The 22,388-nt window shown below is 43.1% G+C and carries 19 protein-coding genes; 15 read left to right on the forward strand and 4 right to left on the reverse strand.

The features are described from left to right. Window positions 1–171 precede the first annotated feature (171 nt). Window positions 172–1,437, forward strand: coding sequence for a metallophosphoesterase family protein (locus QP775_RS00140; protein WP_239326913.1), 1,266 nt, complete (start codon window positions 172–174; stop codon window positions 1,435–1,437). A 132-nt stretch (window positions 1,438–1,569) separates the two neighbouring features. Here QP775_RS00140 and deoD read toward each other — a convergent pair whose 3' ends face one another. Both deoD and QP775_RS00150 read right to left on the reverse strand, forming a co-directional pair. Further along, on the reverse strand, window positions 1,570–2,280 hold the full coding sequence (gene deoD / locus QP775_RS00145; protein ID WP_239326915.1) for a purine-nucleoside phosphorylase: 711 nt from the start codon (window positions 2,278–2,280) through the stop codon (window positions 1,570–1,572). 284 nt (window positions 2,281–2,564) lie between these two features. Beyond that, entirely contained in the window at window positions 2,565–3,305 is a 741-nt protein-coding gene (locus tag QP775_RS00150; protein WP_239326917.1) for a Crp/Fnr family transcriptional regulator, read from the reverse strand. Window positions 3,306–3,568: 263 nt separating this feature from the next. On the opposite strand from QP775_RS00150, the gene QP775_RS00155 reads away from it, so the two are divergent. The 10 genes from QP775_RS00155 (at window position 3,569) to lepB (ending at window position 16,852) form a co-directional block, all read left to right on the forward strand. Further along, on the forward strand, window positions 3,569–4,609 hold the full coding sequence (locus tag QP775_RS00155; RefSeq protein WP_239326919.1) for a BMP family lipoprotein: 1,041 nt from the start codon (window positions 3,569–3,571) through the stop codon (window positions 4,607–4,609). Between the two features lie 100 nt (window positions 4,610–4,709). Beyond that, window positions 4,710–6,248: an ABC transporter ATP-binding protein gene (locus QP775_RS00160; RefSeq protein ID WP_239326921.1), complete on the forward strand. Its 1,539-nt coding sequence runs from the start codon at window positions 4,710–4,712 to the stop codon at window positions 6,246–6,248. Then, complete coding sequence (locus QP775_RS00165) at window positions 6,241–7,350, forward strand: ABC transporter permease (RefSeq protein WP_239326923.1); 1,110 nt, start codon at window positions 6,241–6,243, stop codon at window positions 7,348–7,350. The genes QP775_RS00160 and QP775_RS00165 overlap by 8 nt, the downstream gene beginning before the upstream one ends. Continuing rightward, window positions 7,325–8,278, forward strand: a complete 954-nt coding sequence (locus QP775_RS00170; protein ID WP_239326925.1) for an ABC transporter permease — start codon at window positions 7,325–7,327, stop codon at window positions 8,276–8,278. The genes QP775_RS00165 and QP775_RS00170 overlap by 26 nt, the downstream gene beginning before the upstream one ends. 744 nt (window positions 8,279–9,022) lie before the next feature. After that, window positions 9,023–9,991 carry an ABC transporter permease gene (locus QP775_RS00175; protein ID WP_239326927.1) on the forward strand — a complete coding sequence of 323 codons (969 nt, stop codon included), beginning with the start codon at window positions 9,023–9,025 and terminating at the stop codon, window positions 9,989–9,991. Between the two features lie 30 nt (window positions 9,992–10,021). Next, a complete protein-coding gene (locus tag QP775_RS00180) occupies window positions 10,022–10,918 on the forward strand; it encodes a carbohydrate ABC transporter permease (RefSeq protein WP_239326929.1) in 897 nt (298 codons plus the stop codon). A gap of 83 nt (window positions 10,919–11,001) precedes the next feature. Then, on the forward strand, window positions 11,002–12,678 hold the full coding sequence (locus tag QP775_RS00185; RefSeq protein ID WP_239326931.1) for an extracellular solute-binding protein: 1,677 nt from the start codon (window positions 11,002–11,004) through the stop codon (window positions 12,676–12,678). Window positions 12,679–12,861: 183 nt separating this feature from the next. Next, window positions 12,862–14,442, forward strand: coding sequence for a response regulator (locus QP775_RS00190; protein WP_239326933.1), 1,581 nt, complete (start codon window positions 12,862–12,864; stop codon window positions 14,440–14,442). 15 nt (window positions 14,443–14,457) lie between these two features. Beyond that, window positions 14,458–16,230, forward strand: a complete 1,773-nt coding sequence (locus tag QP775_RS00195) for a sensor histidine kinase (protein ID WP_239326935.1) — start codon at window positions 14,458–14,460, stop codon at window positions 16,228–16,230. Between the two features lie 130 nt (window positions 16,231–16,360). After that, entirely contained in the window at window positions 16,361–16,852 is a 492-nt protein-coding gene (lepB, locus tag QP775_RS00200) for a signal peptidase I (RefSeq protein WP_285102696.1), read from the forward strand. Between the two features lie 81 nt (window positions 16,853–16,933). Here the strand turns inward: lepB and QP775_RS00205 are convergent, their stop codons facing one another. Next, window positions 16,934–17,791: a DegV family protein gene (locus QP775_RS00205; RefSeq protein WP_285102698.1), complete on the reverse strand. Its 858-nt coding sequence runs from the start codon at window positions 17,789–17,791 to the stop codon at window positions 16,934–16,936. 215 nt (window positions 17,792–18,006) lie between these two features. On the opposite strand from QP775_RS00205, the gene QP775_RS00210 reads away from it, so the two are divergent. From QP775_RS00210 to QP775_RS00225, 4 genes are all read left to right on the forward strand, one after another. Beyond that, entirely contained in the window at window positions 18,007–18,579 is a 573-nt protein-coding gene (locus QP775_RS00210; RefSeq protein ID WP_285102700.1) for a hypothetical protein, read from the forward strand. Window positions 18,580–18,739: 160 nt separating this feature from the next. Then, the gene (locus QP775_RS00215; RefSeq protein ID WP_285102702.1) at window positions 18,740–19,768 is read left to right on the forward strand and encodes a Gfo/Idh/MocA family protein; all 1,029 of its coding nucleotides are present in this window, start codon (window positions 18,740–18,742) and stop codon (window positions 19,766–19,768) included. Beyond that, entirely contained in the window at window positions 19,765–20,724 is a 960-nt protein-coding gene (locus QP775_RS00220) for a protein phosphatase 2C domain-containing protein (protein ID WP_285102704.1), read from the forward strand. Before QP775_RS00215 ends, QP775_RS00220 begins: the two co-directional genes overlap by 4 nt. 87 nt (window positions 20,725–20,811) lie before the next feature. Beyond that, window positions 20,812–21,279, forward strand: a complete 468-nt coding sequence (locus QP775_RS00225; protein ID WP_285102706.1) for a MarR family winged helix-turn-helix transcriptional regulator — start codon at window positions 20,812–20,814, stop codon at window positions 21,277–21,279. A gap of 138 nt (window positions 21,280–21,417) precedes the next feature. Here QP775_RS00225 and msrA read toward each other — a convergent pair whose 3' ends face one another. Continuing rightward, window positions 21,418–22,386, reverse strand: a complete 969-nt coding sequence (msrA, locus tag QP775_RS00230; protein ID WP_285102708.1) for a peptide-methionine (S)-S-oxide reductase MsrA — start codon at window positions 22,384–22,386, stop codon at window positions 21,418–21,420. Window positions 22,387–22,388: the final 2 nt, after the last annotated feature.

Raw genomic sequence — 22,388 nt, forward strand, 5'->3', positions numbered from 1 at the left:
TCTCAAACAATCAAGCCAGTTTTCATCGTCATACACACCTTGAATGCGCTTACTTTCAAGAGTACAATTAAACTTGAGGCAATTGAACTAACATGCAAATTAGTACAATTGCAAGTAAAGCTATAATTGTGATCGATAACTCGTTATCGGTATAGTGAGGAGAGGACTGAAGTGGGCAACGAACCTATTCTTGTATTTCCGGTCATCAGTGACGTACATATTGGACCGGGAGACGATGAAGAACAGCAAGCCATGGACGTGCAAGAGCCGACAGATATTGAAAAATATGCTGCCGCGCTAAATCTACTGAGGCAATTAGCACCTGCGCAGGATGTGATGGTGATTGTTGGGGATCTGACTAATCAAGGTACAGTCCCGGAATATACCCGTCACATGGAAACTTTAATGACTCATAAGCATCCTGATGCAGAACTGCTAATTACGATAGGTAATCATGATTATTGGAATAACCTCCCTGTTACAGAGGCGCAAGAACGGTTCCTGCACATGAGCGGCATGAAACATTTATACCAGCAATATGTTATCAAGGGTTACCATTTCATTATGTTGGCGACGGAAGATGGCACGACCCATGGATTATATTCACTCGATCAGATTGAATGGCTGAAGAGTCAATTGCTGCAGGCGGCACAACAGGACCCAGATAAGCCGATCTTTGTATTTCTGCATCAGCATATTGCAGATACGGTATACGGTAGTGCGGAGTGGGGGATTCAACAGAATAAAGAAGCGTTGTATGAAGCGCTGCGTCCATACCCGCAAGTTATCACTTTTAGTGGTCATTCTCATTATCCGTTAAATGACCCAAGAAGTATTCATCAGCGGGATTTTACATCAGTAGGTACAGGCTCAATTCGATATATGGAGGTGGAAAAAGGCAGAATTCAAGGAGCATTGCCGCTCAAGGGTAGCGAATTCAGCCAAGGACTCATAGTTGAAGTATATCATGATGGAGTGCAAATTCGCCGAATCGACTTCTGTGAACAGGCAGAAATAAGTGAACCTTGGCTGATTCCATTGCCAGTTATCACTTCGACTTTTAAATATACGGATAATCGCGACCAGAGCCCGCCAGTATTTCCGACAGATGCACGTCTGCTGGTACACAATTGGGACAAGAGTACGTCAAGTCTGACCATTGCATGGAAGCAGGCTAATGACGATCAACAGGTTCATCACTATGAAATTCAGCTGTTTGATGACGATGATCAACTGCTTCAACAATGGACAGCATTCTCTGAATCATATCGTTACACCATGCCAGATCCGTTAGTTATCACATTGAGTGATTTGCCGGATGATATAATGTATACAACCGCCAAATTAACCGTAAGGGCGGTAGACAGCTTCGGGTACAAGAGTGATGAGTGGCTGACATGTCGAGTTGAGGATGGGCAAATACGTACTCGAATCTAGCGAACTTATAATACAATACACAGTATAACGCTTACAAAAAAAGACCGAGCAATCGATCTTCAACACAGTGGCACATATCCTCTATGTTGGAAACGATGCGTTCGGTCTTTTTATGGTCCAAAAGTGAATATACTAGCCTTGGTTTACAACAGTATCCAATGCTACTTCGATCATTTGATTGAACGTAGTTTGACGTTCTTGGGAAGAAGTAATCTCACCAGTTAGAATGTGATCGCTTACAGTCAGGAGCGACAGGGCTTGTACACGATACTTAGCAGCCAGGATGTACAATGCAGCAGTCTCCATCTCTACAGCCATAACACCGTATTGTCCCAATTTATTGTTTAATTCAGGACGCTCGGAATAGAAATAGTCCGAAGAATGGATGTTGCCGACACGAACATTCATATTACGTTCTTGCGAGATCATGTAAGCGGAGTGCAGTAAATTAAAGTCTGCAATCGGCGAGAAAGACAGATCATCGAAGAAATGAGACACGATTGAAGAATCTGTACATACGCTTTGTGCCATGAGTACATCGCGCAGCTTAACATCTTCTTGAATCGCACCACACGTACCCACACGAATAAGGGTCTTGCAGCCGTAGTCTTTAATCAATTCTGTTGCATAAATAGAGAAAGATGGTACACCCATCCCAGTACCTTGTACGGAAATGCGCTTGCCTTTGTATGTTCCTGTGTAACCGAACATGTTACGGACATTGTTGTAGCATTGCGCGCCTTCTAGGAAGTTCTCAGCGATGTGTTTTGCGCGGAGCGGGTCTCCAGGTAATAGAACGGCTTCTGCAATTGCCCCATTTGGAGCTTCTAAATGAATACTCATAACGTTCCTCCGTTTCGTTGTCGTCAGTTGTCGTATGAAGCGTTATATGCGACTGAACGGGCATACTACGTTAGCTTTACACGTTCGAATCGAATTAATTCGAGGTTATCATGATTGTTGTCAACAATTCCGTAACGAGGAGGGGATTCATTTTGTGATTTTGGTTACAAAAAAAAGGTCAGGGGCGTCACTGCATCATGACGCCCTTTAACATACAATAAACCTAGACATATGAAAGCGCTTCACAGTTATTGACAGTTGGTGCGTCCTTATGCTAGATTTCGCTAGGGGAGCAGGCATTGATTCGTATCATCACCACGCCAACGTCTCTGCTTTGGATGTGCGACATCTGAGTCATAAAGGTCAATCAATCGCTGAATGTCTACTATTGTAATCGTTTTTTGTTTCATTTCAATTAGTCCGTCATCTTGGAACTCTTTAATGATCTTGGATAACGATTCACGGGTGACCCCAATCATGTTAGCGAATACATGATGAGTCAGCTTGAAATTAATTCGGATACGGCCTTTTTCTTCAATACCTAAGTTATAGGCAAGGTCCAGCAGCATATTGGCCACTTTGCGGCGAACATCCATGTAAGATAGGTACACAACCTTGCGGTTTAACACACGAATGTGGTCGACAAGCTGACAATAAGCTTTGCGCAGCACTGAAGGGTATTGTTCGGCTATGGATAGGAATTCATCACGTGACAGCAGCCAGGCATGAACGGTCTCCATCGCTTCTACTGAAGCAATCCGAGAATAGTCGGTGTAGATGGCTTCGAGTTCGCCAACCGCTTCACCAGGAAAGAAGAAATTAAAAATAATTTCTTTATCTTCCTGAATGCTGAATACTTTTACCGATCCTGACCGCAAAATAAACACATCACGGCTGGTGTCGTCTTCGTAGATTAAAGTGTGGTTCTTGTTAAATATTCTATGCTTCAACTTCGGCAGTATCGCATGCAGCGCTTCGTCCGGAAGATCTTGAAAGTAGAATACCTGACGTAAGTCATTAATCATCAAATATCCATCCTTATTTAAGGTTTTTGTAAATAGGAGTCATCTCGCCATTATAACCTAATTAGCAGCAGTTTGGCAGTGCATTGGAGTAAAGTAATAGGATGTATAATATTGCAAGTTACAATTGCTTATTCTATTTAGGAGGTGATGCCCGCTACAAGAGGGCATACACAATAGTAGTACAGCAAGTCCGTAGAGCAATGTTATTGTAACATACTACGGTAATTTCTCAGCAACGCACATAACTAAGGGGGATTTTGAACATGAAACAAACAAAGAAATTTTGGGTCCTAACGCTCGTAGCAGCACTGTTCTTCTCCGTTGCACTTACAGGCTGTGGAGGTAAAAACAAAGATGAATCCGGCGCAGCAAACGGCGGCGCACACAGCGAATTGAAAGCAGGCTTGGTGACTGACCTTGGAAGTGTTAACGACAAATCGTTTAACCAAAGTGCTTGGGAAGGCTTGCAAAAGCTGAATAAAGAAACCGGTGTACAAGTAAAATACTTGGAGCCTAAAAAAGATACCGAAATTATTACAAGCTTGAACCAATTTGTGAAAAATAAATATGATTTGACATGGGCTACTGGCTACACAATGATGGATGCCGTTAAACAAGTAGCAGGAGAGAATCCTAACGTTAAGATTGGCTTGGTAGATGCTGAAGTTCAAGCACCTAACGTTGCATCTGTATTGTTCAAAGAGCAAGAGGGTTCCTTCTTGGTTGGGGTAATTGCAGGTTTGACAACCAAATCCAACAAGGTAGGCTTTGTTGGTGGTGTTGAATTGCCAGTAATTAAACGTTTCGAAGTTGGTTTCCGTGCTGGTGTAGAGGCTGTTAATCCAGAAGCTGCTAAAAACATGAAAGTTATCTACGCAGGTGACTTTAGCCGTGTTGACAAAGGTAAATCCGCAGCTGCTACCATCTATAATGAAGGCGCGGATATTATCTTCCACGCTGCTGGCATGACAGGAAACGGCGTATTTAATGAAGCGAAAGAACGCTCCAAAGGCGACAAAAAAGCTTGGGTTATTGGTGTAGATATGGACCAATCCTTGACATTTGGCGATGAAGTTACATTAACATCCATGGTTAAAAAAGTAGATGAAGCAGTAGTTAAAGTATCCAAAGACATGATTGATGGTAAATTCCCAGGCGGCAAAACAACTTACTTGGGTCTGAAAGAGAATGGCGTTGATATCGCTTCTACGTCGACCAAAAACGTAGCTCCAGATGTGTTGAAAAAGGTTGAAGAATTCCGCGAAAAAATTATTAATGGTGAAATTACTGTTCCTGAAAAATAATCGACATCACGGTTAAACCTGAACAACATTGACATCGTTCAGCACATTCCCCTGCCGTCTTGAGAATAGAGGCAGGGGAACTTTATAAGGAGGAATAATTATGGCAGAGCAGCATGACATCGTGCTCCAGCTAAAAGGGCTGACGAAGCGGTTTGGCGGATTCGTCGCGAATGACCATATCGATCTGGAACTTCGCAAAGGCGAAGTATTAGCTCTTCTCGGAGAGAACGGCGCCGGCAAGTCGACTTTGATGAACATGGTGTTTGGCTTGTATCAGCCTGAAGAGGGCGAAATATGGGTTAAGGGCCAGCAGCTCACGATGGATACTCCAAGTGTTGCCATAGAACATGGGATCGGGATGGTGCATCAGCATTTCAAATTGGTGCCTCCATTTACGGTAACAGAAAACATTATTCTTGGTATGGAGACGAAGAAAGGACTTCGTCTCGATAAAAAGAGTGCGGCAGCACGAATTCAAGAGCTGTCTGACATGTACAAGCTGAACTTAAAACCTCACGCTAGGATAGATTCCATATCCGTTGGAATGCAGCAGCGTGTTGAGATTATGAAAATATTGTACCGCGGCGCGGACATTTTAATATTCGACGAGCCTACGGCTGTGTTAACACCGCAGGAAATAAGCGAACTGCTTGGCATATTCCGCAAGCTGACCAAAGAAGGCAAGTCGATTATCGTCATTACCCATAAGTTAAAAGAAATTATGGAAGCAGCAGATCGTTGTACGGTCATTCGCCGAGGGAAAGTCATTGATACGTTGAACGTAAAAGACACAACTCCTCAGCAGCTTGCTGAACGTATGGTAGGACATAACGTTAAGTTGACGGTAGATAAAGAGGATGCGAAACCAGCAGAGACTTTGCTTCATGTGCAGGATATATGGGCAAAGGATGATAGCGGGCACGATATGCTGAAAGGGCTGTCATTTGAAGTTAAGGCCGGTGAGATTGTAGGTATTGCAGGTGTAGATGGCAATGGGCAGACAGAATTGGTTGAAGCAATTAGCGGCATGCGCCCAACGCAAAAAGGCAAGATTCAGCTTGGTAGCGACGAACTGACTAACCGTAACCCGCGTGATGTATCAGAGATCGGGGTTGGCCATATTCCGCAAGACCGTCACAAACATGGTTTAGTTCTAGATTTTACAATTGAAGAGAACTCGGTATTGAAGTCATACTTCAAATCACCTTGGACAAAGAAAGGTATCATTCAATCCGACAAGATTAAACAAGAAACAGAACGTTACGTTCAGGATTATGATATTCGTACACCTGGAACCGGCGTGTTGGCGCGTTCGCTGTCTGGGGGCAATCAGCAAAAAATTATTATTGCTCGAGAGATCGAACGCAAGCCGCGTCTTCTTATTGCAGCCCAACCGACTCGCGGTCTGGATGTAGGTGCGATTTCCTTTGTACACAAGCAGCTTATTGCTGAGCGTGATGCAGGGAAAGGCGTATTGCTTGTGTCCTTTGAGTTAGAAGAGATTATGAACGTTGCAGACCGAATATTGGTTATCTTTAACGGGCAGATTGTTGGCGAGACAACACCTAAGCAAACAAATGAGCAAGAGCTCGGACTGATGATGGCAGGCAAGCTAGAAAGGGGATCTGCTCATGTCTAAGATGAAGGGATTAGTAACCCGACTAAGACAAGAGTCCGTATGGATATCGTTATTATCCATTGTAATTGGTCTAGTAATCGGGGCTATTGTAATGTTAGTCAGCGGCTATGATCCGCTGCTCGCATACCAATCGCTTGTTGAGAAAATTGTAGGAAACAGTTATGACTTTGGTGAAACTTTACGAGCAGTTGTTCCTTTGATTATGACAGGTCTTGCAGTCGCAGTTGCATTCCGGGCCGGACTGTTTAATATCGGGGTAGAAGGACAAATCGTAATGGGTTCGATTGGTGCATTGCTGGTTGGACACTTCGTTAGCCTTCCACCTGTGATTCATGGCATTGTCGCAATGATCGTTGGTACGCTGGTTGGCGGCCTATGGGGAATGTTGGTTGCATGGTTAAAGACAAGCAGAGGCATTAACGAGGTTATCAGTTGTATTATGTTGAACTGGTGTGCGCTGTATATCAGCCACATTGTTATTCGTACATTAATGGAGGAGTCTGGTACAGGTCGCTCTAAGCTGATTCAAGAGTCAGCAAGCATTCAGCTTGATTCCTTGTCAGCTTGGATGGACGGAGCACGTATCCACTGGGGCTTTGCCATTGCTATTATTGCTGTTATTGGGTATTCCTTCTTTATGAACAAAACAAAGTGGGGATATGAGATTCGAGCAGTTGGTTCTAACCGTCACGCGGCTCATTATGCAGGGATGAAAGTAAACAGCACTGTGCTGCGTGCATTCTTCATATCGGGGATGCTGGGCGGCATGGTTGGTACGTTTGAAGTTCTTGGCGTGTTTAAGTACGTAGCAATTGCACCGGCAACTTCAGGACTGGGCTTTGACGGTATCGCCGTTGCTTTGCTCGGGATGAACACGGCAATTGGTATTTTCTTCTCCGCCATACTGTTTGGCGCATTGATGTACGGAGCTCAAGGTATGAGCTTTGGTGCTGATGTACCAGGTGAAGTCGTACGGATGATTATTAGTATTATTATTTTCTTTACAGCGGCTCCAGGTCTGCTAAGAATGTTCTTCAAGCTGCGTACTCGCAAAGGCAGAAAGGGGGCGAATGCGAATGGAAATGATAGCGTTTCTTCTTAATGGCACGTTTGTATTTGCCACTGCATTAATCTTTGCGGCACTTGGCGGATTAATCACAGAACGTACAGGAGTCATCAACCTCGGTTTGGAAGGCTTTATGGTATCCGGCGCATTTACTGCTGGTGTGGTGTCATATTATGCTGAGCAAGCGGGGTTGGGAGCAGCGTCTCCATGGATGGGGTTTCTGGCAGCACCAATCTTCACATTGTTATTTGCAGCGCTTCATGCTGTTGCATCCGTTAAATTTAAAGCGAATCAAGTTATTAGTGGTCTAGTTGTTAATATGCTCGCATCCAGTTCAACGTTCTTCCTTGTGAAGCTGTTGTTTGATGGGGCAGCTGAAACACCAATTCTCAATCATGTATTTAATAAAGTGTATATTCCAGTTCTGTCGGATCTGCCGATTGTTGGGGAAGGGCTGTTCCGGTTATATCCGGTTACCTATATTGCGCTTATTCTGGCAGCTGTTATCTACTTTATTATGTTCCATACGCCGCTTGGACTTCGGATGCGAGCAGTTGGGGAACATCCAGGTTCCGCAGATACAGCAGGGGTTCGGGTTAATCGCCTTCGCTTCCTTGCGGTGCTTGCAGGTGGTATGGTAGCTTCACTTGGTGGCGCTACAGTTACATTAACTGCAAACAGCAGCTTTGCGTTCCATACGATATCCGGTCAAGGGTATATTGCCTTGGCGGCAGTTATCTTCGGTCGCTGGCATCCGATCGGTGCATTGGGCGCGGCTATATTCTTTGGGTTTGCGCAAGCGCTGAAGGATCAAATGCAGATCGTAGAAGCAGCAAAATTTATTCCGAATGAAGTATTCTACTTGCTGCCATACGTATTGACACTTGTTGTGCTTATCTTTACGTCGAAGCGTTCCAGCTCACCTGCGGCCCTAGGGGAACCGTATGAGCCAGGGAAGAGGTAAGCTGAAAGGTACGGTAGAATATACCGAGTGCTTACAGCTTCTTATCATTAATAACAACCGATACATGGTTCAGACTATGTGAGACGCGGTTATCTGCAACAGCAGTTCAAGAATATTCTTGGACTGCTGTTTTTTTATGGGTTAAAGTTTTACTAAAGAGTTTATTTCCTTTAAGCTGTTATAATTAATTTATGAATACGCGAGCAGCAACAGAAATACTCATACTTAAGCTGAATACAAGCATAGGATAAGGCAGTAGCTTATACCGCTAATTCAATCAGGAGTATGTAAGACTTCTGGCCTCGCACCTTTTAGTTAACAGAGATCGCAAAATTGCAAACATTCTCTTCCCTCAAGGAAGCATTTACTTTGTCAGGCTTTTACCATTAACAAGCAAAAACAACGGTCAGTTTCGCGGATGCTGAACCTGAATCTAAAAAAATGATAAAGATCATTAATAAGTATCAATAATCGTTGATTCGTCATATATCAATGAAAGCGCTTAGATAATAAAATGATAACAAAGGAAGCAAGCGAGATAGATACATGATGACGTTAAACGGGCAGTGACGTTAGGTCAGGATAAGGGATTACAGACATTAGTTGAGATGGAGGGAGAGAGTGGGGAAGTAGGCCTTAAATAGACAGAAGGCCATCGTGTATGCGTACTGTAGAAGTTTTATGCTGCCATTAGTTAAAACGCTTGTACTTTCATCACACTATATACGTAGGAGGGATTCGAGCATGGCGAAGGCAACCGCCGTACCAGAGACGGGATCAGGATTGAATCTCGACAAGCCCAAAAAGAGTACACTTAAACGATTTTTTTCTCAAATAGATATTCAATTAATGGTTTTGCCGGCACTTGCTTTAGTTTTTGTGTTTGCTTATATTCCGATGTATGGATTACTTATTTCTTTTCAGGACTATAAGATGGGTTCCAACTTATTAAATAACGATTGGGTAGGCTTTAAGCATTTTATTTACTTCTTTAATTCACCGGAATTTTACCCAGTAATGCGTAATACGATCGTTATCAGTTTCCTGAAGTTTATTTTTGGATTCCCAGCACCTATTATTTTGGCCCTAATGCTAAATGAAGTTCGTAAGATGGTGTTTAAGCGTGTCATACAGACCGTTACTTATTTGCCTCACTTCTTGTCCTGGGTTGTAATTGGATCCATGGTTACATCGATGTTATCGGTGGATAACGGTAGTGTAAATATGCTGCTAGAGAAAATAAAGTTAATTAATGAACCGATTAATTTCTTGTCCATGACGGAGTACTTCTGGTCGATCTTGGTTACTACGAATGTATGGAAAGAGATTGGGTTTGGCTCTATCGTGTACTTGGCGGCCATTGCAGGTATTGATCCTCACTTGTATGAAGCAGCTTCTATGGATGGCGCGAGCCGCTTTAAGCAAATGTATTTGATTACGCTTCCGAGCATTATGCCTGTTGTCGTTATCTTTATGATATTAGCAATTGGAAGCCTGTTGAATGCCGGGTTTGAGGATATTTTGATTCTCGCTTCCAACCCAGCACTTCGAGAAGTATCTGACTCACTTGATGTATATGTCGTTCGAATAGGTATAGACAATTATAGGTACTCCTATGCGACTGCCATTGGACTGTTTAAGTCCATCGTCAGCGTAACCTTACTCACATTTGCTAACTTCGTTGCCAGAAGATCCGGTAATAGCTTGTGGTAATGAATCACTTAATTCGAGGAGGACTGAATAATGATACGAGATAGTATAGGAGACCGTCTCTTCACCGCATTTATATATGTATTTCTGACTTTGCTGGCGTTTTCAACATTTTATCCGTTCTGGAACTCCATCGTTATCTCCTTTAATGCAGGGATGGACACCTCCAAAGGCGGAATCACATTTTGGCCACGTGAGTTTACATTAGAGAACTATAAGATCGTGTTTGAAGACTCGCGATTGATGAACGGATTTATGATCGCTGCTCTCCGAACGGTTATCGGGACGGTTACAGCGATATTGGCTACTTCGATATTTGCGTACGGGATGTCAAAGCGTGAATTGATGGGACGCAAATATTATATGATTATGTGTATCGTGACAATGTACTTCGGTGGAGGACTTATTCCAACGTACATGTTAATTAAAGGTCTTGGTTTGTTTAACTCATTCTGGGTGTTTATTATACCGGCACTAATAAGCGTATGGAATATGATTATATTCCGAACGTTCTTCCAAGGACTACCGCAAGGCTTGGAAGAGTCTGCTAAGATTGACGGCTGCGGCAACTGGGGGACATTTTTCCGAATTGTATTACCACTGTCAGGACCCGTTATCGCAACGTTAGCCTTATTTACAGCAATTGCTCACTGGAATGAGTGGTTCGTAGCGAGTATCTACATTACCAATGAGAATCTGTTGCCGATTCAAACGGTATTAAGACAGATCTTGTTCTCTAACATAGCATCTGAGCAAATATCTAATCTGGATGCCGGTGCGCTGGCACGCTTGAACGCAGCTAAGACGATTACGTCGAAGTCATTAACGATGGCCACGATTATGGTCGCAACACTTCCAATCGTCTGTGTGTATCCATTCCTGCAGAAGTATTTTGTTAAAGGGGTCTTGGTTGGTTCCTTGAAAGAGTAGTCTGCATGTAAGTTGAGCTTCATATGTACTCATGAGTTTAGAGCTACAAGCTTTAAACATAGATTAACATTTGAAAGGGGCAAATGTCAGTGAAAAACAAGAGAAAGTTGCTTCTTAATGTGATGTCCATTTTGATGGTTATTACGTTAATGGTAGGCTGCAGCAGTAATTCAGGATCATCAACACAGCCTACTACGCCAGACGAGACAAAGACAGATCCAGGCAAAGAACAAGCAAGTACTCTTTATGAACTTGGCAAAGAACCGCTTGAAGTATCATTCTATGGTAACTATGGCTGGTACCAAATGCCAAAATGGGGCAAAGACACAGCAACAAAATGGATTTTGGACAATAAAAAACTTAACGTAACTGCTGTTAGCTCTGGAGGTAATAATGCTCAGAAGCTGCAGACGATGATTGCAGGAAACGAGCTTCCTGATGTGATCTGGACGGATAAAGGTATGGACGTAGAGCGTCTTCGTCAAGCAGACATGCTTGTGCCTTTGGATGACTACATTAACAAATACCCTAACTTTAAGAAGTACTTAACCGAAGCGCATTTAGGTTTGCTGCGTTCTCCGGACGGAAAGATCTATCAATTGCCTAACTATTACACTACTCAACCGAACGGAAACGCTGGTTACGCTATCAATACTAAGATTTACAAAGCGCTCGGATCTCCTAAATTGGAAACAACGGATGACTTGTATGCATACCTTAAAGCTGTTAAAGCCAAGTTCCCGGATGTAATACCATTTGAGACGGGATTAGCTAAAGATGGTCACGGTATCGACCAAATCTTCTCTTCCTTTAAAGAAGATAACTTGTCCTACACTAGATTTTACGGTGTTCCAGAGGGAGACAAAATCGTCTCCATCTACAAAGATCCTGGTTTCCGTGAATCTGTAGTCTACACAGCAAAGTTAATGCGTGAGAAATTGATGACGCAAGATGCGAATACACAAACGGAAGATCAAGTAAGAGAGAAAGCTATGAATGGTAAGTTTGCTGTAATTGCAACATTTGATCCATTAAAAATGCTTTCTGTTGCAGATGCCGAATTAAAGAAGAAAGATCCAAATGATGGCTACATGTTTATCAAACCAGTTGCTAAGCCAGGTTTAGATCAAAACAAAATCTTGCCAGGTACTTACAACCAATTAGGTTGGAACGTTGCAACTATTACGAAAAATGCCAAAAATCCTGAAGCTGTTTTTGCAATGCTGGATTGGATGACTGGTCCAGAAGGTTCGATGGTTCTGAACTGGGGTCCTCCAGGAGCAGATGGTTATTGGAATGGTTTTGAAGCAGATGGAATTACACCTAAATTTAACAAAGACAAATATTTAAGTGACTCAAAAGCACTTGCAGATGTGCAAGGTAATGCTGGTAACTTGGTATGGGTAGGTAATACGGTGTATTTGGACAATACGAAGAAACAAATGTTGTCCACTCTTCCGGCTGACAAAATCGACTTTAGTACACGTTGGCAGATGGAAGTTACGTGGGCATCGCAAGGTGACTTCACTGAGTTCCTAGACTGGGAGCCGTCCTCTGATAGTGAAGAAGGTATTATACGTCAAAGCGTAAAAGACATCTGGCTTACTGCACGCGCTAAAGCGATGTATGCAAAGAGTGATGAAGAAGCTTTAGCAATCATTGATAAAGCACATGATGATTCGGTAAAAGTAGGATTTGACAAATATTTAGAGCACATTACTAAAGTATGGACTGAAAACAAAAAAGCAATGGGTAAATAATTAGTCCTGAAGACGAAGGTTTGCTAAATTGGCAAACCTTCGTTTTATTTGTTAGTACTTTAAAATAGATATATGGCGTTACAAAAAAACTGTTAAATAAGATAAGGAATTGGTATACTTGGAAAAGGGAAATGTTGCAATTTAGAGAAGAGTCTGACTGCACGTCTTAGGGGGGCTGCATTCATGTACAACGTGATGTTGGTAGACGACGAAATGCTTGATCTGGAAGGAATGAAACAATTTATTCCTTGGAATGAACTGGGTATGGAAGTTGTAGCCGCAGTTAATAACGCATTTGTGGCGTGTGAGATGTTAGAGCAGCATCCAATTGACATCATTGTGAGTGATGTAAATATGCCTAATATGTCAGGCCTTGAGCTTGCTCGTATTGCTATTGAGCAAAAGCCGCAGATTCGTATTATATTTGTAAGCGGTTACCAAGATTTTAGTTATGTGAAGCAAGCGCTTTCGCTAAAAGCATATAGTTATGTGCTAAAGCCAATGGACGACAATGAATTGATTGCTGTGCTTCAAAAAGTCAAGCAAGATCTGGATGATGAGCGCAAGCGTCGTGAAACGGAAGAAGCCTATCAGCATATGATTCCAATGGCCAAAAATGATCTGTTAATTCGATTGTTTGAAGGTGATTGGGAGGATTCACGGCACGAAGGAGTACAGAAGCTAGTAAGTTCATATGGCTTAAACAAGTTGGATTGGCCGATCCGTATCGCGGTGTTGGAGCTTGATTACTTGTCTTGGGTACAAGAGGAGAACAATTTGTCTCAGCAAGCTGTGTCAAGAAACTTCTTGTATGAGGTTGGAGAGATTAGCAGAAAGCACAACATGCCGCACTGGTGTAAGTTATCGTCGCAGAGAATCGTTCTGCTGGTTCATGATCATAACAGGTTCTCCTTCATGGAAGATATGTATGCAGCTATACGTGAGAAGTTCCCGGTAACGATGACCGTTGGAGTAGGTGAACCTGTAGATGCTTTGGAACAGCTTCAAGTATCTTACAGACAAGCGATGGAGGCTGTTGACGGCAAAATGTTTATTGGCAAGGGTAACTTGATTATGTATGAGACAGTAAGCCGTAAACCAGAAATGCTGGACGCGCAAACGTTAGATGTTCGTATGGAGGCTCTGCTAAAAGCATTGACGGAGTATGAGCTTGTTCAGATTTATGATGAGATTGACAAGTTATTTGATTCCGTAAGTAGGCTGAGATCGAAGTTTACAGTACATAATTTGGCGATGCATATCATATGGAAGCTGGATCAGCATTTAAAGGCAGCAGAAGAGAACATTTTCGAAATTTTAGGCATGGAGCTACATAATCTTGATATTCTGCTCCAATTTGACACCATAAATGACATTCGGTCCTGGCTAGTTCGGAAAACATTTGAGATATCGGAGCATTTAAGACAGAAATCCAACTCCAAAAATAATAGATTGATCCGTGAAATTATGCAGACGATGAAAGACAGCATGCATGAAAATATAACACTTAAAGATATAGCTCATCAATTTTCATTTTCTCCCAACTATTTGGGCTTTTTGTTTAAGGAAGAGACAGGAAAGTCCTTTAGTGAAGTGCTCATTCAGCTTCGGATGGAACGCGCACGTGAGCTGCTAAGAGAACCGTCAACCAAAATATACGAGATTGCAAGTCTAGTAGGCTATCGCTATCTTCCTTATTTCAGCAGACAGTTTAAAGAGGCTTTCGGCATGACGCCTATGGAATATCGGAAGCGGGAAACGTGATAGGGGATGGATGCAATGAATGAGAGGGGACAACAACTCGGATATTTACCAATTGGATATAAGCTAATGCTGACCTATATGCTTTTTATTATCATTCCTGTGTCCGTTATCGGCTTTGTCTCACATTCGATGTATGAAGATTCCATTCGCAAGCATACCAGAACCAATATTCAGGGTACATTATTGCAAATTCGTGACAACATTGAATATAGGATGCAAGAGATAACACGTATCTCTTCTTTGTTATATGGAGATTTTGACTTCTATCAATATTTACGACATTTTGAAGAAGGTTGGGAAAATTATGACCGCATGTTTAATGCGATTTTCCCCAAGTTTCAGGCAGTAACCGAGTCAACGGGGATGAAGTTTTGGATGTCAGTGTTTCTTAAAAATGAATCGATCTATGAAAGATACAGGTATACATTTAGCAATGAGAATCCTGATTTTAGCTTTTCATCTTATGATATTTATCATATGAGTCGAATTAAAGAGAAGAAATGGTACATGGATTATCCTGAAGAGAAATATGGCGAGACGATGAAATGGTGGCAGATAGAGCAGGATACCGTGAACAATCGTATCTCTTTACTGCGGAGGTTAATTGATACTTACAACCCAGTTCGTCTAAATGAGGTCGGTTTTCTACGGATTAATGTTGGCATACAGGAACTATTTGAGAGCATGAACTACTCAAAGATTGGCAATGGCAGTGTTCTTTTCATTAAGGATGAGTATGGTCGTAAATTGTATCAGTCTGGAGAACTTCCAAGCAATTATATGGATGAGCAGCAATTAAACGAAAATTATTTAACGATAACGGAAACGGTGGGGAAACAGTCCTGGCAGTTGGTTGCGCTTGTACCGATAACGATTATTGAGCAGGACTCTTTTAAAGTCCGTATGTTTATTATTACGATGTGCTTGTTATGCTTTATCGTATTCTCTTTTGTTGGTATTTTTATTTCCCGCTTTTTTGCGATTCGAATTAACAAATTTGTATCTGTACTTAACGCCATTCGCGAGGGTGATCTACATAAACGAATTTCGTATCGGGGGAAGGATGAGTTTTCTCAGATTGCGACAGCACTTAATGATATGGGAGAAAATATTGAGTCATTAATTAAAGAAGTGTATCTTACTCAGCTGCAGAAAAAGGAAGCCGAGTTGGAAATGCTGCAGTCCCAAATCAATCCTCATTTCTTGTACAATACGTTATCGTCTATTAATCGTTTGGCGAAGTTTGGTGACACTGATAAGCTGCAGCAGATGGTATTCGGTCTTGCCAAATTTTATAGATTAACTTTAAATGATGGAAGAACGATGATTCCGGTCCCTTCTGAGATTGAGCAAGCAGATGCCTATTTACAGATTCAAAAAATTAAATATGGTGACCGAATGTCTGTAATGTTTGATATCGATGCGAATGTGTGGCCATATGAGACGATTAAGCTCATTTTGCAGCCGTTTATCGAAAATGTACTAAAACATGCTTGGTGCGGTGATCGGATCCATATTCGAATTGTAGGTACTTTAGTGGGTGATGATATTTTATTCCGAGTGATAGATGATGGTATTGGTATGAGGCAAGAACGTATTGATCAGATATTTGATCCGCAGGAGCATGTGAATACGGGATACGGTGTCCGCAACGTAGATCAACGTATCAAGCTGCAGTATGGCGAGGAATACGGAGTATCGATCTTTAGTGCCGTAGGTGTGGGAACAGCAGTACAAATTCGTATTCCTGCACGTAAATGCAAGCGAAAGCGTACAGCAAAACCTTAAGCCCGCCATACTTTGATTGTGGTATTTACTGGTAGTATAATGATTATGTGTATGATTAATGAGGTGCGAGTCTGGCTGCTGAACTGAATCACTACCGTAGATCACAGTAATAGAACGGGAGGTGTACGAGATGAGCTTACGCAGTATAAGGCAGTATGTCGTTATCTTGCTTATAACTATAGGTGTTAGTCTTGTCATTCAGAAAGTAGCTTATGCGCAAATTGTAGTGCAACAGCATTCTATGGAAGTAACCTACCATGAAGGTGATAGGCTGCTGGAGAACAAGTGGTTGTATCATTTTGCGAAGCCAGAGCGTGGAGATGTCGTTATTTTGCAAGATCCGGATGAAGATATTCGCCTCATTAAACGTGTGGTTGGAATTGCGGGCGACAAGCTGGAACTTCGGCAAGGCAAGCTACTAGTAAACGGCAGCGAGCAAATTGAGCCTTACGTATCAAGCCCTACATTTCCTGTGCAGGTACAATTTCCAATTGTTGTGCCTGAAGATGCTGTTTTTGTACTAGGCGACAATCGAGGAAATAGTAAAGATAGTCGTGTGTTCGGTGCAATCCCGTTGTCGCTGGTTGAAGGCAAGGTGATAACACGTTTATGGCCGCTCTAGCTTGAGAATTACATAATAAGTAAAAAAGACGCTTGCTGAGCCCGAATAATAAGGTTCAGCAGGCGTCTTTTTAGGTAGTTACTAGAATTTCTTTGCAAATACGATACCAATTGTATTGGTTCCACAGTGGCTGGAAATAACACATCCCGTGTAAGAGATGTATACATGCTTAGCCCCAGTTAATTCCTTGAGTTTATGCTGTACAAACTGAGCGTCCTCATCTGAGAACGAATGAGTGACAAAGATCGTATCATTATCCATCTGATCTTTGAGGCTTAACGCGTTGTTCAGCAATTGCTCCACAGCTTTATCGCGTTTGCCGCGTACACGGTTTGTCGGCGTCATTTTGCCGTCCAGCACTTTAATGACTGGACGGATACGGAGCAGTGTGCCGATAATATTTTGCAGACCGCTGCAGCGACCGCCCTTGTACAAATAATCTAACGTGTCGATAATAAACTCCGTCTCGATATACTTCCGCATCTCTACAATATGTGCCTCAATAGCAGCTGCTTCTTGTCCTGACTCAGCAAGCCGTGCGGCCCTTAATACTTGTTGACCGACGCCTGTAGCAAGATTTAATGAATCGATCACCGTTATCTTGCCGGGCTCGCCCTCTAACATTTGCGCAGCAATACCAGCGTTTTGGATGGTAGAGGATAAGTGAGAGGAGAGGCCGATATAAATAATGTCGCGGCCTTCCTTCACATAAGGTTCGAATGCGCTCGCAAAATCTCCAGGGGAGGGAGCCGCAGTCTTAGGCAGCTTTCCTGTAGCATCCACCATTTCATATAACTTCCTGGGATCGATATCTACACCATCGCGAAAATCTTGATCTCCAAATGTAACATATAGGGGCACAATGCCAATATCATATTGTTCGATTAAAGATTTGGGCAGATCGCAAGTGCTATCCGAAAAAATCTTAATAGTTGCCATGCCTTGATCCTCCTGAGTAAGCTGATTCCTTAATAACTTGAACACGCGTATGTATACCATGTTCCATTATACTTGAAAAGTAGTCTGACTACACGATAAAGATGCTACCGAATGATGGAAAACGGTTCATACTACTCCAACTTCATTGCACGTAGCCTAACAGAATTGTTATACTATACGGATAACAGTTGAGAAAGGGAGCTCAGTCATCAGACATGTCAACGATCCAGAAAGCGTTTAAGCAAATTCAATGGGGTTTTTTATTTTTTATCGATTATTCGGTAAACGGCATCGATATTTTACCTGATATCGTCGGATTGCTCGTTATTATGAATGCTTTGGGGAAACTAATAAATGAATCACCACATTTCACCCATGCCAAAAAAATATTGCCGCTTTTAATCGTTCTGGCTTTTTATGAGTTAATCGAGCCCTTACTTGGCGCCTATCAGAGCGCGGCATTTCTAGCTTGGTTTGCGGTAGGCCGCAGCGTTTTAGTTACCGTTTTTAACATTTTGCTTGTATGGTTTGTATGTAATGGATTAAGAGATTGGGCCATTCGTTATCATAAGCCTGTACTTGCACGCACTGCTCGTCGCAGAGGTATGTATTTTTCCATTATTTTAGCTTGTTCGACGATTATGGTCGGGTTTGCGCTCATATCACCGACCATATTTTATGCGATGTCCATCCCGATGTTTATGTTATACATCATCGTAACGCTCCTTTTGATGGCGCTGTTTGGCTTGGCGGCCAAGGAAGCGGACACCATCATTAAGCATTCATAGTATCAGTTCATAGGTGCCGACATACTGTTCATTTGTATGTCGGCATGTTGCATATTCAGGCAGGAATTCCGGTATGGATGGCGAAATCGACACATAGACCATAACAAATGGCTGTACGTTCAGGATAATCAATTAACTATCGATAGGAGATGACATCTGGATGAACTGGCGAATCGTAGTTGCGGGATGCGGTCAAATGTCTCAAAAGTGGGTTGAATATGCGTTACAGCGGCAGAATGTCGAAATCGTTGGCTTAGTGGACGTCAACCCAGAAGCAAGTTTGCATCTGGCGGAGACGTATCATTTAAAATGCGGTTTGTATTCGGATCTTCGTGAAGCCATTCGACGCGGTGGTGCTAATATAGTTATGGATGTATCAATTCCAGCTGCTCGTCGCAGTGTTACGGGCACAGCACTTGAGGCAGGATGCCATGTGTTCAGCGAGAAGCCGATGGCTGCTACGATGAGAGAAGCCGTAGAGCTTATGAATTTGTCAAAGATGACGAAGAAGACATACGCAATAATGCAAAATCGCAGATATGACAAGAATATAAGAGGAGCGCTGCAGCTGCTGCAAACAGGTGTCATCGGCCAGATGGGAATGATAAATGCTGATTTTTTTCTAGGCCCGCGTTTCGGTGGATTCCGCGAGCAAATGGCTAGTCCGCTGATTCTTGATATGGCGATTCATACTTTTGATCAAGCAAGACTGCTTACAGGAGCAACACCGAAAACGGTTACTTGTCAGGAGTGGAACCCTGATGGATCGTGGTATAACGGGAGTGCAAATGCTGTCGCTATTTTTGAGATGGACAATGGAGTACGGTTTTCGTACCGCGGCTCCTGGTGCGCGCAAGGTTTCCCTACTGCCTGGGAGTCAAGCTGGCGATTGATTGGCAGCCATGGAACATTATTGTGGGATGGTGCGGATCACATCGAGGCTGAATATATGGATGCTCGCAATGGGAGTATCCAACGTAGGAGCGGGTCCGCCCAGCCAATGGTAAATGAGGGGCATTGGGGTTGCTTGGACGAAATGTTTGATGCGTTGGAAGAGGGACGGAAGCCTGAAACGGATAGCTCCAACAATATTTACAGTACAGCGATGGTATTTGCAGCTATTCAAAGCTCGCGAATAGGGCAAAGTGTAGATATTGCTCGTCTGCTTAGGGAAGAGGGAGTGCAATGAGAAGTGATGATGAGCCGTCCACTAAGATAAACCAGATGCAAACCGTTTCTATCGTGTGTCGTAAAGGAGAGGGCATTTGCAATGAAGATGGGTATGTAGCCGATCCAACGCGTGGATTATATGTTGTTATTGACGGTGTATCTGGACTGACAACCTATCGTGATGAAAAAGGGCGAACAGCAGGGGCAGCAGCGGCACAATTGGTACAAGGCGTTTTCGAGGAAGTGGAGGCTCAGGAGCAGCATCCTGGTGCACCTAACACAAGGAATGGCGGCTTAATTGGTTGTAGTCTGCTTAAAGAGATGACCTTGACTGCAAACAACCGTCTGCATGAGTGGATGATTGAGCATGGGATTGCATATGAGCAGCCTGAACAACGAATTGGGGCTGTTCATGCGGGTGTACTCGTTAAAGGACGTCGGGTTTATTGGATCCAGAGCGGGGATTGTATGATATATGTTCAATATAAAGACGGCACTGTAAGGGAAATAACCCGAGATGGAGTGGACCGATTTGATGCAAAGGCTTTGACCCTATGGATGATGGATGAAGCAGCCTGGCAAAGCCATGTCAAGACCGATATGGTAGTGGAGCAGTTGTATCACAATCGACTGCATGCAAACATAGCTGAAGGCTATAGTGTCATTAATGGTGATCCCGAGCTTGAGAAGCTGCTGGAGTATGGCTCGTTTCCCCTTGATGGTATTAATGCGATAGTGTTAATAAGCGATGGGATATATCCATGGATTAATCGTTATAACCTCGGCATTGGCGAGAAAGGTAGGAATCGAACAGCGGCCCCATTATCCTCTAAGTGGATCAGCGAACTGCTGGAGATGGGCATCGAGAGTTATGTGACACGCTTGGAACAGTTTGAGCAGTCTGATCCGTTGTGCGTGAATGTGCCACGTTTTAAATGTGCGGATGATAAGACAGGTATTGTCATTCGATGTTAGTTGGATAAGGTTAAATGTACTTTATAGACATTGTCGACTTATAAACTAATCACGTGACTATGGATTTGATCCAAATGGAGGGCTGTCATGATTGGAGGAGCAAGGCCGGAATTTTCATTACAGAAGTCTGCCCTGCTGCTCCGTGTGGAACTGCAGCGCCGAATTGCTGAACATCATATCAGCTTTCAGCAATGGGCTGTAATGAGGGAGATATATGCACAAGAAGTGAAGCCCGATAGGAATCGGAAGGTGACGATAGCTGCAATTGGCGCTAGATTGTATATCGATCGTCCAACTATGACAGGCATCGTTCAGGGACTAATAAGCGACGGTTGGATTGAGCTGCTGCCTGATGCACAAGGCGACGGTTCGCAGCGGATGATTTTGACGGCGGAATCACTTGAAAAGTGCACGATGTGGCAAGAAGAAAGTGCAGCGGTAGTTGGATTTCCGCTGTCAACATGCAGCAACTATGAGCAGCAGTTAATGATGGAGTTATTGCAGCGTATGGTGTATCAGATGGAACGAGGACAGATCATGCAGCGAGGCTTGTGAAGTTAGTATAAATATCTAGCAAATGCAAATGACAGCGCCTAGTGATAAATCATTAAATTTACGATAGTTGTATATGATTCATAACAGCACCCTACGACAGCTTTAAGCTGCGTAGGGTGTGTGGGTTATGCGAAGGATTTAAGCAAACATAGCCAGAAATTGTTCGTATCCCGCTTCTTTCAGCTTGGAGACAGGGATAAAGCGGAGTGAAGCTGAGTTAATACAATATCGCAATCCCTCAGGGCCTGGGCCATCGTCAAATACATGGCCAAGATGTGAATCGGCAAATCGACTGCGCACTTCCGTGCGAACCATACCGTGTGACACATCAAGCTTCTCTTCCACATGAAAAGGACGAAGCGGCTTGGTAAAGCTTGGCCAGCCACAGCCTGAATCATACTTGTCCTTGGAACTGAACAAGGGCTCGCCTGATATGATATCAACATAGATGCCCTCTTCTTTATGATTCCACATTTCATTCTGGAACGGTGGTTCGGTACCACTGTTCTGTGTGACATGATACTGCATGGAAGTCAGCTTTTCTTTAAGGCCGGCTTTCTGTTCAGCACTAACTCCCCAATGTTTGGCCATAAAAGCATCGCGGCCTGAGCCTGTCCGGTATCGTTTGTAATGTGCATAGTTCTTCTTATGGTAATCTTGATGATATTCTTCTGCCGGGAAAAATTCCTTTGCAGGAACGATCTCCGTTGTAATTGGCTGATCGAATCTGCCACTCGCATCCAGCTCCCGCTTCGATTGCTCAGCAAGTGAGCGCTGCTCTTCATTATGGTAGAATATCCCGGATCGATACGAGGAGCCTCGATCGTAGAACTGCCCGCCTTCGTCCGTAGGATCGATTTGCTGCCAAAATATATCAAGCAGTGCCTTATAAGGGAACACTTGAGGATCAAATGTAATCTGTACCGCTTCGGCATGTCCTGTCGTCTCGGAACAAACCTCTTTATACGTTGGTTGATCCGTATGACCTCCGGTATAACCAGACACGATGCCGTAAATGCCAGGCAACTGCTCAAATGGAGTTACCATACACCAAAAGCAGCCGCCAGCAAATGTAGCCTTTTCCAGTTGTGGTGTTATATTGTCCATTC

Origin of the sequence: Paenibacillus sp. UMB4589-SE434, assembly GCF_030226685.1 — a bacterium.
Classification (GTDB): domain Bacteria; phylum Bacillota; class Bacilli; order Paenibacillales; family Paenibacillaceae; genus Paenibacillus_B.

Coding starts and splice junctions, on each gene's coding strand:
- deoD (WP_239326915.1), bottom strand. CDS start 2,280: ATGAGTATTCATTTAGAAGCTCCAAATGGGGCAATTGCAGAAGCCGTT.
- QP775_RS00160 (WP_239326921.1), top strand. CDS start 4,710: ATGGCAGAGCAGCATGACATCGTGCTCCAGCTAAAAGGGCTGACGAAG.
- QP775_RS00180 (WP_239326929.1), top strand. CDS start 10,022: ATGATACGAGATAGTATAGGAGACCGTCTCTTCACCGCATTTATATAT.
- QP775_RS00195 (WP_239326935.1), top strand. CDS start 14,458: ATGAATGAGAGGGGACAACAACTCGGATATTTACCAATTGGATATAAG.
- QP775_RS00150 (WP_239326917.1), bottom strand. CDS start 3,305: ATGATTAATGACTTACGTCAGGTATTCTACTTTCAAGATCTTCCGGAC.
- QP775_RS00165 (WP_239326923.1), top strand. CDS start 6,241: ATGTCTAAGATGAAGGGATTAGTAACCCGACTAAGACAAGAGTCCGTA.
- QP775_RS00210 (WP_285102700.1), top strand. CDS start 18,007: ATGTCAACGATCCAGAAAGCGTTTAAGCAAATTCAATGGGGTTTTTTA.
- QP775_RS00155 (WP_239326919.1), top strand. CDS start 3,569: ATGAAACAAACAAAGAAATTTTGGGTCCTAACGCTCGTAGCAGCACTG.
- QP775_RS00220 (WP_285102704.1), top strand. CDS start 19,765: ATGAGAAGTGATGATGAGCCGTCCACTAAGATAAACCAGATGCAAACC.
- lepB (WP_285102696.1), top strand. CDS start 16,361: ATGAGCTTACGCAGTATAAGGCAGTATGTCGTTATCTTGCTTATAACT.
- QP775_RS00170 (WP_239326925.1), top strand. CDS start 7,325: ATGGAAATGATAGCGTTTCTTCTTAATGGCACGTTTGTATTTGCCACT.
- QP775_RS00215 (WP_285102702.1), top strand. CDS start 18,740: ATGAACTGGCGAATCGTAGTTGCGGGATGCGGTCAAATGTCTCAAAAG.
- msrA (WP_285102708.1), bottom strand. CDS start 22,386: ATGGACAATATAACACCACAACTGGAAAAGGCTACATTTGCTGGCGGC.
- QP775_RS00190 (WP_239326933.1), top strand. CDS start 12,862: ATGTACAACGTGATGTTGGTAGACGACGAAATGCTTGATCTGGAAGGA.
- QP775_RS00185 (WP_239326931.1), top strand. CDS start 11,002: ATGTCAGTGAAAAACAAGAGAAAGTTGCTTCTTAATGTGATGTCCATT.
- QP775_RS00205 (WP_285102698.1), bottom strand. CDS start 17,791: ATGGCAACTATTAAGATTTTTTCGGATAGCACTTGCGATCTGCCCAAA.
- QP775_RS00175 (WP_239326927.1), top strand. CDS start 9,023: ATGGCGAAGGCAACCGCCGTACCAGAGACGGGATCAGGATTGAATCTC.
- QP775_RS00225 (WP_285102706.1), top strand. CDS start 20,812: ATGATTGGAGGAGCAAGGCCGGAATTTTCATTACAGAAGTCTGCCCTG.